Origin of the sequence: Ruania suaedae (genome assembly GCF_021049265.1) — a bacterium.
Taxonomy (GTDB): domain Bacteria; phylum Actinomycetota; class Actinomycetes; order Actinomycetales; family Beutenbergiaceae; genus Ruania; species Ruania suaedae.
On the sequence record NZ_CP088018.1, the window covers coordinates 2,491,053 to 2,506,304 of the forward strand.

Annotated in this window: 16 protein-coding genes; 4 read left to right on the top strand and 12 right to left on the bottom strand. The window is 69.5% G+C overall.

From position 1 onward, the window contains the following. The first annotated feature begins 118 nt into the window (after positions 1 to 118). Genes LQF12_RS11445 through LQF12_RS11460 form a run of 4 tightly spaced genes read left to right on the top strand, consistent with a single transcriptional unit; the run spans position 119 to position 5,308 of the window. Complete coding sequence (locus LQF12_RS11445; RefSeq protein ID WP_231053063.1) at positions 119 to 1,423, top strand: extracellular solute-binding protein; 1,305 nt, start codon at positions 119 to 121, stop codon at positions 1,421 to 1,423. Positions 1,424 to 1,427: 4 nt separating this feature from the next. Next, positions 1,428 to 2,351 (top strand): carbohydrate ABC transporter permease, encoded by a 924-nt coding sequence (locus tag LQF12_RS11450; protein WP_231053064.1) that lies wholly within the window; start codon positions 1,428 to 1,430, stop codon positions 2,349 to 2,351. Next, positions 2,351 to 3,244 (top strand): carbohydrate ABC transporter permease, encoded by an 894-nt coding sequence (locus tag LQF12_RS11455; RefSeq protein WP_231053065.1) that lies wholly within the window; start codon positions 2,351 to 2,353, stop codon positions 3,242 to 3,244. Before LQF12_RS11450 ends, LQF12_RS11455 begins: the two co-directional genes overlap by 1 nt. A gap of 33 nt (positions 3,245 to 3,277) precedes the next feature. Further along, positions 3,278 to 5,308, top strand: a complete 2,031-nt coding sequence (locus tag LQF12_RS11460) for a beta-galactosidase (protein ID WP_231053066.1) — start codon at positions 3,278 to 3,280, stop codon at positions 5,306 to 5,308. Between the two features lie 11 nt (positions 5,309 to 5,319). On the opposite strand, the gene LQF12_RS11465 is transcribed toward LQF12_RS11460, so the two are convergent. From LQF12_RS11465 to LQF12_RS11520, 12 genes are all read right to left on the bottom strand, one after another. Further along, positions 5,320 to 6,510 (bottom strand): N-acetylglucosamine-6-phosphate deacetylase, encoded by a 1,191-nt coding sequence (locus LQF12_RS11465; protein WP_231053067.1) that lies wholly within the window; start codon positions 6,508 to 6,510, stop codon positions 5,320 to 5,322. A 13-nt stretch (positions 6,511 to 6,523) separates the two neighbouring features. Further along, positions 6,524 to 7,216: an endonuclease NucS gene (nucS, locus tag LQF12_RS11470; protein WP_231053068.1), complete on the bottom strand. Its 693-nt coding sequence runs from the start codon at positions 7,214 to 7,216 to the stop codon at positions 6,524 to 6,526. Between the two features lie 2 nt (positions 7,217 to 7,218). Next, positions 7,219 to 7,632, bottom strand: coding sequence for a DUF2550 family protein (locus LQF12_RS11475; protein WP_231053069.1), 414 nt, complete (start codon positions 7,630 to 7,632; stop codon positions 7,219 to 7,221). Positions 7,633 to 7,639: 7 nt separating this feature from the next. Next, positions 7,640 to 7,921, bottom strand: coding sequence for a F0F1 ATP synthase subunit epsilon (locus tag LQF12_RS11480; RefSeq protein ID WP_231053070.1), 282 nt, complete (start codon positions 7,919 to 7,921; stop codon positions 7,640 to 7,642). Positions 7,922 to 7,950: 29 nt separating this feature from the next. Then, positions 7,951 to 9,414: a F0F1 ATP synthase subunit beta gene (atpD, locus tag LQF12_RS11485; RefSeq protein ID WP_231053071.1), complete on the bottom strand. Its 1,464-nt coding sequence runs from the start codon at positions 9,412 to 9,414 to the stop codon at positions 7,951 to 7,953. Between the two features lie 30 nt (positions 9,415 to 9,444). Continuing rightward, positions 9,445 to 10,338 carry a F0F1 ATP synthase subunit gamma gene (locus tag LQF12_RS11490; protein WP_231053072.1) on the bottom strand — a complete coding sequence of 298 codons (894 nt, stop codon included), beginning with the start codon at positions 10,336 to 10,338 and terminating at the stop codon, positions 9,445 to 9,447. A gap of 2 nt (positions 10,339 to 10,340) precedes the next feature. Then, positions 10,341 to 11,972: a F0F1 ATP synthase subunit alpha gene (gene atpA, locus LQF12_RS11495; RefSeq protein WP_231053073.1), complete on the bottom strand. Its 1,632-nt coding sequence runs from the start codon at positions 11,970 to 11,972 to the stop codon at positions 10,341 to 10,343. Between the two features lie 67 nt (positions 11,973 to 12,039). Next, positions 12,040 to 12,855, bottom strand: a complete 816-nt coding sequence (locus LQF12_RS11500; RefSeq protein ID WP_231053074.1) for a F0F1 ATP synthase subunit delta — start codon at positions 12,853 to 12,855, stop codon at positions 12,040 to 12,042. Further along, positions 12,855 to 13,436, bottom strand: a complete 582-nt coding sequence (locus LQF12_RS11505) for a F0F1 ATP synthase subunit B (protein WP_231053075.1) — start codon at positions 13,434 to 13,436, stop codon at positions 12,855 to 12,857. The genes LQF12_RS11500 and LQF12_RS11505 overlap by 1 nt, the downstream gene beginning before the upstream one ends. A 32-nt stretch (positions 13,437 to 13,468) precedes the next feature. After that, complete coding sequence (gene atpE, locus LQF12_RS11510; RefSeq protein ID WP_231053076.1) at positions 13,469 to 13,672, bottom strand: ATP synthase F0 subunit C; 204 nt, start codon at positions 13,670 to 13,672, stop codon at positions 13,469 to 13,471. 91 nt (positions 13,673 to 13,763) lie between these two features. Continuing rightward, entirely contained in the window at positions 13,764 to 14,648 is an 885-nt protein-coding gene (gene atpB / locus LQF12_RS11515; RefSeq protein ID WP_231053077.1) for a F0F1 ATP synthase subunit A, read from the bottom strand. 52 nt (positions 14,649 to 14,700) lie between these two features. Further along, on the bottom strand, positions 14,701 to 15,243 hold the full coding sequence (locus tag LQF12_RS11520) for a Cg1360 family ATP-synthase-associated protein (protein WP_231053078.1): 543 nt from the start codon (positions 15,241 to 15,243) through the stop codon (positions 14,701 to 14,703). Between the last annotated feature and the right edge of the window lie 9 nt (positions 15,244 to 15,252).

The window sequence follows — 15,252 nt, forward strand, 5'->3', positions numbered from 1 at the left end:
GTTTCACGTACTGCCGTTGACACCGCCGCCCGGAGCGGGTCATGATCATGCGGTTCAGTCGAAGCGCTTCACCAATGTCGGTCGGGCGTGCTTCACAACGTCGAAGGAGATGTCACACATGCGCAGACGCCTCATGGCCGCAGCAACGGCGACCGCGACGGGCCTCACCCTCGTCGCCTGTTCCCCGGACGAGGGGTCCGCGGCCGACGAGGGCGACTCCCCGGAGGGCCCGATCACCATCGACTACTGGGCGTGGGGCACCGCCCAGCAGCCCATGGTGGACGCGTGGAACGAGGCCAACCCGGACATCCAGGTGGTACACACCGATGCCGGTGGTGGCGGGGACTCGTCCGCGAAGCTGGTCACCGCGACCCGCGCGGAGAACGCCCCGGATGTGGCACTCGTGGAGTACAACACGCTGCCCGCGATGATCGTGGCCGGCGTGGCCGCTGACATCAGCGAGTACACGGGCGACCTGGAGGGCGAGTACGCCCCGGGGGTCTGGAGCCAAGCCACCTTCGACGGTGCCAGCTATGGCGTGCCGCAGGACGCCGGGCCGATGGCGATGACCTACAACCAGGCCCGCTTCGATGAGCTCGGGGTCGAGGTCCCGACTACCTGGGAGGAGTTCGCGGTGGCGGCCGAACAGGTCCGCGACGCCGATCCGGACACCTACATCGCCACCTTCGCCCCGGGCGAGTTCGGCGGATTCGCCGGCTTCGCCCAGCAGGCCGGGGCCGAGTGGTGGAGCGTGGACGGCGATGCCTGGACCGTCGGCATCGATAGCGAGGCCTCGCTCGAGGTCGCCGACTACTGGCAGGACCTGATCGACCGTGACCTCGTGCTCGCCGAGCCGCTGCTCACCCCGGAGTGGAACGCCGCGCTCAACGCCGGCGAGATCCTCGCCTGGCCCGCGGGACTGTGGGCGGCCGGAGTGCTCTACGGGATCGCCGAGCCGATGGCCGGCGAGTGGGCCATGGCCCCGCTGCCCCAGTGGGAGGAGGGTGACCCGTCGGTGGCCTTCCAGGGTGGGTCCGCCGTGGTGGTGACCACCTCGGCCGAGCAGGCCGAAGCCGCGTCCGAGTTCGCCGCGTGGATGGCGAGCGAGGAAGCAGCCGCGATCCAGATCGAGCAGGGGCAGTACCCCGCCTCGCTCAGCGGTCAGCAGCTCACCCTCGACTCCGAGCCGCCGTTGCTCATGCCCCAGCAGGAGGACTACTGGCAGGTCGCCGCCGAGATCGCCGCGAACACCGTCCCGGACATCAGCTGGGGGCCGAACGTGAACGTGGCCTCGAGCGCCTTCCAGGACGCGATGGCCTCCGCCATCGAGAACGACACGCCACTGAGCGAGGCGCTGGCCACGACGCAGGACGTCGTGGTCGAGGACATGGAGACCGCCGGCTTCACGGTCACCTCCGACTGACCCGATGAGCACCGTCACCGAACAGACACCGCGCCGCCGGCGGCGCTGGGTGGCCCCGTACGGCTTCCTGCTGCCGGCGGGTCTGCTGTACCTCGCCTTCCTCGCCATCCCGATCGGCTACGCGGTCTACCTCAGCTTCCGTGGACTGCGGGTCAGCGGCGGCGGGCCCTTCGGGGTGCAGGAGGAGACCTGGGTCGGCTTCCAGAACTACGTGGCCACCTTCACCGACCCGGAGTTCCTCGCGGGATTCGGGCGGCTCGCCATCTACGGCATCATCGCCGTCCCGGTGACACTCGGCCTGGCGTTGACCTTCGCGCTGCTGCTCGACCTCCCCCGGGTGGCCGGCGCCAGGTTCGCCCGCACCGCGATCTTCATCCCGTACGCCGTCCCCGGTGTGATCGCCTCGCTGCTCTGGGGCTTCCTCTACCTGCCCTCGACCAGCCCGCTCAACTACCTGCTGCGCCGGCTCGGCCTGGACCCGGTTGCGGTGGTGGAGGGGGGCATGCTGTTCCCCTCGGTGGCGAACATCGCGATCTGGACCGGTGTCGGCTTCAACATGATCATCCTCTACACCTCGCTGCGGGGGATCCCCGGCGAGGTCTACGAGGCGGCCCGCCTCGACGGTGCCAACGAGTGGCACATCGCCTACCGGATCAAGATCCCGCTGGTCGGCCCCGCACTCGTCCTGACCGGCCTCTTTGCCCTCATCGGCACCCTGCAGGTGTACGGCGAACCCACCACGCTGCGGCCGATGACCAACTCGATCTCCCAGACCTGGGTGCCGCTGATGAAGATCTACCGCGACGCCTTCGTCCGGGACGACCTGTCCCTCGCGGCCGCGTCCTCGGTGGTCCTCGCCCTCGGCACGCTGGTCGTGTCCGTCGTGCTGCTGCGCCTGACCCAGCGGCGCAGCCTGGGAGTGTCCTGATGACTGCCACCACCACGCTCGCACGGCCCGTCTCCGCTGCCGCAGCACCCGCAGCTCGCTCACGACGCCGCGGTCATGTGCTCCCGACGCTGGTGCTGATGCTCGGCGCCCTGTACTGCCTCGTACCGGTCGCCTGGGTGGTGATCGCCTCGACCAAGTCCAACTCGGAGCTGTTCACCACCTTCACCTTCGCCCCGGGAACGGGACTGGTGGAGAACGTGCGCGATCTGCTCGCCTACGGCGGCGGACAGTACGGGCAGTGGGTCCTCAACAGTCTCCTCTTCGCCGGCTTCGGTGCCTTCGCCTGCACACTGATCTCCACCATGGCCGGCTTCGCCCTCGCCAAGTACAGCTTCCCGGGCCGCCAGCTCGTCTTCTACGCGATCCTCGGTGGAGTGCTGCTGCCCGGGATCACCCTGGCCATCCCGCAGTACCTGCTGATGTCCGAGATCGGGCTGGCCGGCTCCTACTGGTCGGTCCTGCTCCCCTCGCTGATCTCACCGTTCGCCATCTACCTGGCCCGCGTCTTCGCCGGATCGTCGGTGCCGAGTGACACCATCGAGGCGGCCAGGATCGACGGCGCGAACGACGCCCGGATCTTCACCGCCATCGCCCTGCCGATGATGATCCCTGGGATGGTCACGATCTTCCTGCTGCAGTTCGTGAGCATCTGGAACAATTTCCTGCTGCCGTTCATCATGCTCTCCGACGAGCGGATGTACCCCCTCACCGTGGGCCTGTACACACTGCTGTCGAAGGGTTCGGGCACCCCATCGCTGTACAGCCTGGCGATCATCGGCGCCGCCGTGGCGATCATCCCGCTGGTGGTGATGATGCTGGTACTGCAGCGCTACTGGAGGGTGGACCTGCTCAGTGGCGGGATCAAGGGCTGACCGCCCGCACGAGACGATCGAGAGGCACCCATCATGACCACGCACGCCTTCCCCACCTCGTCCTTCCTGTTCGGCGGCGACTACAACCCCGAGCAGTGGCCCCGCGAGGTGTGGGCTGAGGACATGGAGCTGATGCGCCGCGCCGGTGTGAACACCACCACCATCGGGGTGTTCTCCTGGGCTCTGCTCGAGCCCCGCGAGGGCGAGTACGACACCGGCTGGCTGGACGAGGTCATCGACGCCCTCGACGCGGCCGGCGTCTCGTTCTTCCTCGCCACCCCGACGGCGTCCCCTCCCCCGTGGCTGACCCGCGCCCATCCCGACGCCCTGCCGGTGCGCCCGGACGGCAGCCGGGTGCTGCACGGTTCGCGGGACACCTACGCCATCAGCTCCCCGGCCTACCGGGACGCTGCCCGGCGCGTGGCGCGGATGCTCGCCGATCGGTACGGCCACCACCCTCGGCTGCGCGGCTGGCACGTGCACAACGAGTACGGCACCATCGACCATGGCCCGCACGCCGCCGCCGCGTTCCGCCGCTGGCTGCAGCAACGCTACGGAAACCTCGAGGCGCTGAACGACGCGTGGTACACCGCCTTCTGGTCCCAGCACTACGGCGAGTGGGAGGACATCCTGCCGCCGATGCAGACCCAGTACCTCCACAACCCGGCGCAGGTGGTCGACTTCAAGCGGTTCTGCTCGGACGAGATGCTCGCCGCCTACTCCGAGCAGGTGGCCGAGATCCGCGACGCCGGATCGGCAGCCCCGGTGACCACGAACCTCATGCTGCCCACGTGGAACCACCTGGACCAGTGGAGGTGGGCCGAGCAGCAGGACCTGATCTCGATCGACCACTATCTCGACACCACCGGTCCCGACGGCGAGACGCACGTGGCCTACGCCGGTGACCTGACCCGCTCGTGGGCCGGCGGACCGTGGCTGCTGATGGAGCAGAACGCCGTCGGCATCCGCGAGGGCGACCGCACCTACGTCAAGGATCCCGATCGGATGATCCGCAACTCCCTCGGGTACATCGCCCGCGGCTCCCAAGGGTCGCTGTTCTTCCAGTGGCGTGCCTCGGCCGCCGGTGCCGAGTCCTGGCACGGAGCGCTGGTGCCGCACGCAGGTCCCGAGAGCCGCGGATTCGAGGCCACCGTCGCCCTCGGGCGCATGCTCGAGCAGATCGCCGAGGTGGCCGAGCCGCCGGCCGAGGGCCCGCTGATCGAGACCGAGGTCGGCATCGTCTGGGATGCGAACGGCTGGTGGTCGCTGGAGACGCCCCATCTTCCGAACGAATCCCTCGACTACTCGGCCGAGGTCCGCGCCACGCACCGCTCGCTGTGGCGGGCGGGCATCGCGGCCGAGTTCGTCCGGCCGGACGCCGATGCCTCCCGGTACCGGGTGCTGGCCGTCCCCAGCCTGTTCGCCATGGATGACGCCACCGTCGCCTGGCTGGAGGACTACGTGAGGAGCGGAGGGCACCTGGTGGTCGGCGCCTTCAGTGGAATCGCCGACGAGCACCAGCGGGTCGTCCTCGGCGGCTATCCGGGCCGGATCCGGGAGCTGCTCGGGGTGCGCGTCGAGGAGATCTGGCCACTCGCGCCCGGTGAGACCGTCACACTGTCGGACGGTTCCACGGTCGAGGAGTGGACCGAACGCATGACACTGACAGGCGCTCAGGAGCTCGCCGCCTACGCGAGTGGCGACCTGGCGGGCCTGCCGGCGATCGCACGCCACGCCGTCGGGACGGGCCGTAGCACCTACCTCTCGGCTCGCCTACGGCAGGACGCGCGCGATGACTTCTGGTCACGGCTGTGCGCCGCGGAGGGCATCACGCCCGAGGTGCCGGACGCCGTCGGGACGGGCCTGGAGGTGGTGCGCCGGCGCGGCGCGAACGGCGACTACGTGTTCTGCCTGCACCACGGCGACCAGGTGCTCACCGTGACCGGTCCCGGTCATGACCTGCTCACCGACCGGCCCACGGACGGCGGCCTGGTGATCCAGCCCGGCGGGGTCGCCGTCGTCCGCACGTCCCCGGGCACCACCTGGCGTGTTCACGCCGGTTGAGCGGGGCCGGACTATCCCTGCCGGACCTCGGCGCCATCGCGGACCACCCGTCGGACCTGCAGGTCGGCATCGGTGATCAGCACGTCCGCCCGGTAGCCGGCGCGCAGGGCACCGACGGGGGCCTCGGCGGTGCCGGCCAGCACCCCGGCCGGGGTCAGTGAGGCGGCCCGGACGGCGTCCACGAGCGGGACTCCCCCGGCCACGGTGAGGCGTACGACGTCGATCAGGTGCGCCGTCCCGCCGGCGATGGATCCGCCGTGGACCAGTCGCGCCACGCCGTCGGCGACCTGCACGTCCAGGCTGCCGAGCACGTAGTCGCCGTCCGCCATCCCGGCGGCGGCCATCGCATCGGTGACCAGCGCGACGTTCTCGGCACCGGCCGTGGCGACGATGTCACGCACCAGCTCGGGGTCCAGGTGCACGCCGTCGCCGATCAGCTCCAGCACGACCTCCCCCCGGCGGGCGGCGGCCAGCACCACCGGGATCGGCCCGGGTTCGCGGTGGTGCAGCGGGCGCATGCCGTTGAACAGGTGCGTGACCGTGGCACGGCGCCCCGTGCCTGCGAGGCGGCCCACGATGCGCTCGACGGCGGCGCGCGTGTCCGCGGCCGAGGCGTCGGTGTGCCCGATCGAGGGCAGCACGCCGGCCTCCAGCAGCGCCGCCAGCACCTCGTCGGCGCCGGGGACCTCGGGGGCCACGGTCATGGTGCGCAGGTGACCACGGGCGGCCGCGGCCATCCGCCTCACCAGGGCGGGGTCGCCGTCGCTCAGGAACGCGGGGTCCTGCGCGCCACAGCGCGCCGACGCCAGGAACGGGCCCTCGGAGTGGATGCCCTCGATCTCACCGGACTCGGCCAGCTCGGCGAGCACGGCCGTGCGGGCCAGGAGGACCTCCGGGGAGGCCGTCACCAGCGACGCCAGCATCCGGGTGGTCCCGTGACGGCGGTGCTCGAGCACCGCACCCATCGCCTCCGCGCCGCTCTCGACCGCGGGGATGCTCACCCCGCCACCGCCGTGGTTGTGCACGTCCACGAGCCCGGGCAGCACGAGCTGATCCGGCGCGGGATCGAGGTGGGCGGCCACATCGGTGGGCGCCTGCTCGGCGGCCCCGACGAAGGTGAGCCGCTCCCCCTCCCAGCACACGACGCCGTCGCCGATCTCCTGCTCGGGCGTGAGCACACGCCCGCGTACTGCCTGCACCATGGCGGGTTCCCTTTCAGAACAGGCGGGAGTCGACGTCGTCGATCCCGCGCATCGCGTCGTAGTCGAGCACCAGGCACCGGATCCCCCGGTCGGTGGCCAGCACCCGGGCCTGAGGCTTGATCTCCTGTGCGGCGAACACGCCCGCCACCGGGGCCAGCAGCGGGTCACGGTTGAGCAGCTCGAGGTACCTGGTCAGCTGCTCGACCCCGTCGATGTCCCCCCGGCGCTTGATCTCCACCGCCACGTGCCCACCGGCACCCCGGGCGAGGATGTCGACCGGCCCGATCGCGGTCGGGTACTCGCGCCGCACCAGCGCGTGCCCGTCGCCGAGCAGCGCGATCTGCTCGGCGAGCAGCTTCTGCAGGTGCGCCTCGACCCCGTCCTTGACCAGGCCCGGGTCCACACCCAGCTCGAACTGGTGGTCGGCCTCGACCTGGTGCAGGGAGATGACCAGCCGGTCGTCGGACTTGCTGTTCTGCACCGTCCAGACCGCGCTAACACCCTCCTCGCGCTGGTCCGGGGTCGGCTCGGACTCGGTGACACTGCAGGGCGGGGTCATCCAGTTCAGCGGCTTGTAGGAGCCGCCGTCGGAGTGGACCAGGACCGAGCCGTCGGCCTTGATCATCAGCACCCGAGGCGCCAGCGGTAGATGCGCGGTCAGCCGGCCGGAGTAGTCCACCGAGCAGGCGGCAACGACGATCCTCACGCCTACACGATACGGGACGTCGTGTGGTCCGGAGGTGCAGCCTCCAGCCAGGAACGCAGCCCGTCGAGGGCTCCGTCCGGGGCCGAGAGCACGAACTCCTCACCGCGATAGGAGCACCGCGCCTCACTGACCGGTTCGGGGTGGCCGTGCACCTGCCGGCGGCGCCTGGCGATCATGTCCAGCTCACGCCGCGCCCAGCGCCGGGAGGGGCGCAACGACAACGAGACCACCTCGTAGAAGTCGAGGTGGTCCCGTGTGTAGTCGGCGATCCCGGACACCCAGCGGGAACCGCCGTGCACCGAGCACTCGAAGGAGCCGACACGACGGCCGAGCGCGTGCAGGCGCCAGAAGAACAGGGCGGCGAGCACGAGGGCAGCAATCATCACCACGACGACGGCGATGACGGCCACCCTCATGCGGCCCTCAGCTCTCGCCTACGCCGGCAGCGTCCTCCGACGTGCTGGGGTCCACGACGATCGTGACGTCGTCGGAGTCCACCGAGAGGAAGCCCCCGCTGACGTCCATGGTCACGGGCTCGCCCTCGGCCGGGCGTACCCGCACCGTGCCGGCACGCAAGACCGCCAGCACCGGCTGGTGGCCCGGGAGGATCCCCAGGTCACCGTCGGCGGCGGGTGCGCCGACGCTCTGCGCCTCGCCCGACCACCAGGTGCGGTCGGCCGAGACCATCTCCACCTTCAGCGGCACGCCGCCTCCTTCGTTCGTCGTGAGTGGTCTCAGCCCTCGTCGCTGAGCCTCTGCGCGTTGCGCTCGAGGTCCTCGAGCCCACCGATGTTGAAGAAGGCCTGCTCGGGCACGTGGTCGAACTCGCCGCCGGCGATCTTGCTGAAGGCCTCGATGGTCTCGCTCAGCGGCACCGTCGATCCCTTCACGCCGGTGAACTTCTCGGCCATGTAGGTGTTCTGCGAGAGGAACTGCTCGATCCGGCGGGCCCGGTTCACGGTGACCTTGTCCTCTTCGGACAGCTCATCGATACCGAGGATCGCGATGATGTCCTGCAGTTCCTTGTTCTTCTGCAGGATCGCCTTGACCTGGTTCGCCACCCGGTAGTGCTCCTCCCCCACGTACTGCGGGTCCAGGATCCGGGAGGTGGAGGCCAGCGGGTCGATCGCCGGGTACAGACCACGCGAGGCGATCTCACGGGAGAGCTCGGTCGTGGCGTCGAGGTGGGCGAACGTCGTTGCCGGGGCCGGGTCGGTGTAGTCGTCCGCCGGCACATAGATCGCCTGCAGCGAGGTGATCGAGTGACCGCGCGTGGAAGTGATGCGCTCCTGCAGCAGACCCATCTCGTCGGCCAGCGTGGGCTGGTAGCCCACGGCCGAGGGCATGCGGCCCAGCAGCGTGGAGACCTCCTGGCCGGCCTGGGTGAAGCGGAAGATGTTGTCGATGAACAGCAGCACGTCCTGCTTCTGCACGTCACGGAAGTACTCCGCCATCGTCAGCGCCGACAGCGCCACCCGCAAACGCGTGCCCGGCGGCTCGTCCATCTGACCGAAGACGAGGGCGGTCTTGTCGAAGACCCCGGCCTCGTCCATCTCGTCGATGAGGTCGCCGCCCTCACGGGTGCGCTCACCCACGCCTGCGAACACCGACACACCACCGTGGTCGGCGGCCACGCGGTAGATCATCTCCTGGATGAGCACCGTCTTGCCCACACCGGCGCCACCGAAGAGACCGATCTTGCCACCCTGCACGTACGGGGTGAGCAGGTCGATCGACTTGATGCCGGTCTCGAACATCTGCGTCTTGGACTCGAGCTGGTCGAACTTCGGCGGGGTGCGGTGGATCGGCCAGCGCTCGGTCACCTCGAGGGTCTCGCCCTCGGCGAGGTTGAGAGCGTCACCGGTCACGTTGAAGACCTTGCCCTTGGTGACGTCCCCGACCGGCACCGAGATCGGCGCACCGGTGTCCTTCACCTCACCGCCACGCACGAGCCCGTCGGTGGGCTTGAGCGCGATGGCACGCACCATGTTGTCACCCAGGTGCTGGGCGACCTCAAGCGTCATGTCATAGGCGTCCTGCCCGGGCAGGTCCACCCGGGTGGTGAGGGCGTTGTACATCTCCGGGATGGCGTCCGGCGGGAACTCGATGTCCAGCACGGGGCCGATCACGCGGGCGATCCGGCCCACGCCCGGCTCGCCGGCGCCGCTGGCCGGTGCCTCGGATGCGGTAGCAGTCATGTGAGTGCGTTCCTTCGTGTGGGTGGGTGCTCAGCTGGCGGCCAGGGCGTCGGAACCCGAGACGATCTCGCTGATCTCCTGGGTGATCTCGGCCTGCCGCGCCTGGTTGGCAAGCCGCGTGTACTTTCTGATGATGTCCTCGGCGTTCTTGGTCGCCGTGTTCATCGCCCGCTGCCGCGCCGCCAGCTCGGAGGCGGCGGCCTGCAGCAGCGCATTGAAGAGCCTGCTGCGGATGTAGCGCGGCAGGAGCGCATCGAGCACGGCCTCCGGGGAGGGCTCGAACTCGTACAGCGGCAACGTCTTCTCCCCGGCAGGGGCGACGCCGTCGACCACCTCGAGCGGGAGCAACCGGATGACCTGCGGCTCCTGGGAGACCATCGACCTGAACTGCGTGAACACCACGTGCAGCTCGGCCACCCCGCCCTGATCGGCCGGCGCCTGGAACGCCTCGAGCAGCGTGGTGCCGATCTCCTCGGCTGTCTCCAGATCCGGGCTGTCGGAGTTGCCGGTCCAGCTCCTGACGATCTCCCGGCGGCGGAACTGGTAGAAGCTCACGCCCCGGCGTCCGGTGACGTAGAGGGCGACCTCCTTGCCCTCCTCCTCCAGCTGCATCCGCAACCGCTCGGCCTCGCGCAGCACCGACGCCGAGTACGCACCGGCCTGGCCACGGTCGGCCGTCACCACGAGCACTGCCGCGCGGTTGGTGTCGGTGCGCTCGGAGGTGAGCGGGTGCTCGATGTCGGTGTGGGTGGCCACGGCCGAGACCGCCCGCGTGATGGCCCGCGCATAGGGGCTCGCCTTGACGGCGCGGTCGCGCGCCTTGCCGATCCGGGAGGCGGCGATGAGCTCCATGGCGCGGAACATCTTCTTGAGGGTCTGGGTGGACCTGATCCTCTGCTTGTAGATCCGCTGCTGGGCGCCCATGCTCAGCCCCGCTTCTGCCGGACGATCTGCTCCTGGTCGATGTCCACGTCCTCGGAGTCGTCCACCTCGTCGCCCACGGGGGCGGAGGGCTCGGACCCGAGGAAGCTCTCGCGGAACTTCTCGACGGCGGTGCGCAGCTCGTCGGCGGTCTCGTCCTCGAACTTGCCGGTCGAGCGGATCGTGTCCAGCACGCCGGTGTGGCGCCGGACGTGATCGAGCAGCTCGGACTCGAACCGGCGCACGTCACTGAGCTCGACGTCGTCGAAGTAGCCGTTGGTGCCGGCCCAGATCGAGACGACCTGGTCCTCGGCATCCATCGGGGAGTACTGCGGCTGCTTGAGCAGCTCCATCAGCCGTGCACCACGGGTGAGCTGACGGCGCGAGGCCGGGTCCAGGTCGGAGGCGAACATCGCGAACGCCTCGAGCGAGCGGTACTGCGCGAGGTCGATCTTCAGCGTTCCGGCGACCTTCTTCATCGCCTTGATCTGCGCGTCACCACCCACGCGGGAGACCGATATACCCACGTCGACGGCGGGGCGCTGGCCCGAGTTGAACAGATCGGACTGGAGGAAGATCTGCCCGTCGGTGATCGAGATGACGTTCGTCGGGATGTAGGCCGAGACGTCGTTGGCCTTGGTCTCGATGAGCGGAAGGCCGGTCATCGAGCCGGCACCGAGCTCGTCGGAGAGCTTCGCGCAACGCTCGAGCAGACGGGAGTGCAGGTAGAACACGTCACCCGGGTAGGCCTCACGGCCCGGCGGGCGGCGCAGCAGCAGCGAGACCGCACGGTAGGCCTCGGCCTGCTTGGACAGGTCGTCGAAGACGATGAGCACGTGCTTGCCCTGGTACATCCAGTGCTGGCCGATGGCCGAGCCGGTGTAGGGGGCGATGTACTTGAAGCCGGCCGCGTCCGAGGCGGGAGCGGCCACGATCGTGGTGTAGTCCAGCGCCCCGGCCTCCTCCAGCGCCCCGCGCACGGAGGCGATGGTCGAGCCCTTCTGACCGATGGCCACATAGATGCAGCGGACCTGCTTGTCCGGGTCCCCGCTCTCCCAGTTGGCCTTCTGGTTGATGATCGCGTCGAGCGCGATCGCGGTCTTGCCGGTCTGGCGGTCACCGATGATCAGCTGACGCTGACCGCGGCCCACCGGGATCATCGCGTCGATGCTCTTCAGACCGGTCTGCAGCGGCTCGTGGACGCTCTTGCGCTCCATCACGCCGGCGGCCTGGAGCTCGAGGGCGCGCCGGCCCTCGGTCGCGATCTCGCCGAGCCCGTCGATGGGGCTGCCGAGCGGGTCCACGACGCGGCCGAGGTAACCGTCACCGACGGCGACCGAGAGCACCTCGCCGGTACGGCGCACGCTCTGGCCCTGCTCGATTCCCTGGAACTCACCCAGCACCACGACACCGATCGAGCGCACGTCGAGGTTCAGGGCCAGGCCCAGCGTGCCGTCCTCGAACGTGAGCAGCTCATTCGCCATCACGCCGGGCAGACCTTCGACCTCCGCGATACCGTCGGCCGCCAGGGTGACGGTGCCGACCTCCTCCGCCGCGCTCGCGGACGGCTCGTAGGAGTTCACGAAGCTGTCCAGCGCAGCCCGGATCTCCTCGGGCTTGATCGTCAGTTCAGCCATCTTGTGCGTCCTTCTCCTTAGACCGCCGAACGGTGGCGATCGGTTCGTTCTTCAGCGATGGGGCGGGTCAGCCGACGAGACGCCGGCGGGCCTCGTCGAGGCGGGTGAGCGTGGTCGAGTCCACGACCTGGTCGCCGATCTGGATCCGGACGCCGCCTACGACGTCGGGCTCCACGGCCACGTTCAACTGGACGGCGCGCCCGTAGGCACGCTCGAGGATGCCACTCAGCTTCTCGCGCTGCGCGGCGGTGAGCGGCACGGCCGCAGTGACCGTGGCCACGAGCTGCTGCCGACGGGCCGCCGCCGCCTCGTTGAGCCGGACCAGTCCGGCCGTGAGCGTCGTGGACCGGCGGTTACCGATCGCGCGCGAGAGCAGCGCGGCAGTCTGCGGCTCGACCTTGCCCCGGACGAGGGAGGAGAGCAGTGCGGTGCGCTCGGCCAGGGTTCGTGACTTGTCCGACAGCGCCAGGCGCAGCTCGCGGTTGTCCGCGAGCAGGCGGATGACCGAGAACAGCTGGGTCTCCACCTCGAGCAACGTCCCGGCCGCCTCCGCACTGGCCAGGACGGCGTCGGTACCGACGATCTCGGTGGCGTCGGAGATGTCGGCGTCGGCCGACCAGCGCCCACGGGCCAGACCCGCGAGCAGGTCGCTGACCTGTTCACTGACCTTGCCGCCGAAGACATCGGTCATCACCGCGGCCTTGTCCGAACCCTCGCGGGAGGGATCGGTCACCGCACGGCGCAGACCTGCCGCCGAGTCGAGCACGTCCACGACGGCGAACAACTCACTGCCGTACTGGTCCGCCCCCGCACCAGCCGCACGCAGCACGGGCTCGAAACGCTCACGAGCGGCATCGGTGGTGGCCTGGCTGTTCGCCCGCATCACGCCTCCGACTGCGGCGAGGACGCGTTCGGCGTGGCCGGTGAACCAGCCGCGACGGGCTCGTCGACGGTGCTGTCGAGCTCGGCGAGGAAGCGGTCGATGACGCGCGACTGCCGGGCGTCATCGGCGAGGGACTCCCCGACGATGCGTGAGGCGAGCTCGGTGGCCAGCTCCCCCACCTCCGAACGCAAGGACACGATCGCCGACTGGCGCTCGGCCTCGATCTGGCGCTGAGCGTTCTCCGCGATGCGGTTCGCCTCCGCCTGGGCCTTGCTCTTGGCCTCGGCGACGATCTGGGCGCCGTCCGCCGTGGCTTCCTCCCGGATACCGGCCGCCTGCTTGCGGGCGGCGACGAGCTCGCGCTCGACCTCGGCCCGCGACTCGGCGGCCTCGGCCTTGGCCTGCTCAGCCAGCTGCAGCCCACCCTCGATCTTCGCGGCACGCTCGTCGAGGATCGCGTTCAGCTTCGGCAGCAGGTACCGGAAGAAGAAGAACGCGATGATGACCGTGACGACGAGCGACCAGATGATGTCGTAGCCGGCCGGCAGCAGCGGCATGGGCGTCTCGCTTGCGGTGAACATGATGGCTCCCAACGCCGAGTGTCAGGGGTCGATCAGAACATGAGCCCGGCGACGAGGCCGAGCAGACCGAGCACCTCGATGAGGGCCGCACCGATCATCATGTTCGTGAACAGACGCCCGGCAACCTCGGGCTGACGAGCCGTGGCGGCCTGGGTCTGGCCGATCATCAGGCCGAGGCCGACGCCCGGGCCGAGAGTGGCGAGACCGTAACCGATGGTCGCGATGTTACCTTCCACGATGTTTCCTTCCTTTGGCGCTCACGTCGAGCGTCGGGTGATGGGTGCTACGGGTGAGTGTGTGGTCCGCGGGCCTGCCCCCGTGCGGGGGTCAGTGCTCCTCTTCGAGGGCGAAGTTCAGGTAGATCGCGGAGAGCAGGGTGAAGATGTAGGCCTGGAGGACGGAGACGAAGACCTCGAACAGGGTGATGAACAGGCCGCCGCCGAGAGCCAGCAGCCCGGTGACCTTGATGAGCCCGCCGCCCTCGAGCAGCAGGAAGTGCGTGGCGGAGAAGCACAGCACGAGCATCAGGTGGCCGGCCATCATGTTGGCCAGCAGACGCAGGGTGAGCGTGGCCGGGCGCAGGACGAAGACCTGCAGGATCTCGATCGGGGTGATCAGGAAGTATGCCGGCCACGGCACGCCCGCGGGGAAGAGCTGGGACTTCAGGTACTTGCCGATCCCGTGCGCACGGACACCGGCGGCCAGGTAGGCGATGAACACCCACAGCGCCAGCACCAGCGGCAGACCCACGCGGGAGGTGCCGCCGATGTTCAGGAACGGGACGACGCCGGCGAGATTCATCGCCAGCACCGTGAAGAAGATCGTGGTGAGCATCGCCAGGTGCGGCCGGGCGCGCTCCTTGCCCATGATCTGCTCGGCGATCTGGTGACGCACGAAGCCGACACCCAGCTCGACCAGGCTCTGGCCGCGACCAGGGATCAGGGACGCGCGCCGCGTGGCCAGCCACAGCAGGAGCAACAGCACGACCACGACGACGAGCCGGACCAGCATGATCCGGTCGAAACCGAAGAACGAGCTCAGCTCGGTGCTACCGAAGATGGCACCGGGGAAGAACTCCTCCATGCCGGGGGCGTGGAAGCCGCCGTCGTCTTCGCCCTCGGCACGGATGGGCACGGCGATCGCTGCGGTGGACAGGGTGAACTCCCCAGGAACATCGAGCTCGACGTGGTGCTGACCGGCTCCGGGCAACACCGCAGAAATCGAACTCAGGTGGGCTGGAAGTGACTGCGGTCAGCCTACCTGATCACGCACGTGGATCGTGACGCTCCTGTGAAGGCTGGTCCGCCTCGCCGCGGTCGGGTGAGTCGCCCTCGGGGCCATCGCCCGGCTCGGGCGTGACCTGGGTCTGCGGGGTGACATAGGGCACCTTCGAGGAGGCGATCGTGATCAGCTCGACGAGCACGGCGGCGATGACCGCGACGAACAGGGTGCCGAGGAAGACGCCACGGTGGTAGAAGTCCTGGTCACGCAGCCACAACAGCGCGACGGCCAGCAGTGCCATCTTCACCAGCCACCCGCCCAGCAGCACGATCTGGAGCAGTTCCGGGCCCCGCCCGGCCACCAGGTGGAGCCCCAGGACCGTGGTGGCGGTGAACACCAGCGAGATCCCGGCGGCGAGAAGGCCCGCCCACACCCCGGGCAGACCGGCCACGAGCAGACCGACGAGCACGGACAGCACGGCGATGGCGGCGGAGGCGAGCAGCAGTCGCCGCAGCACGGTCCGGATCAGCGCGAGCACCGCATCGGTGCGGATGTAGCGGTCGTTGAGGAACGCAGGTTCGGGCACGGTGGTGTC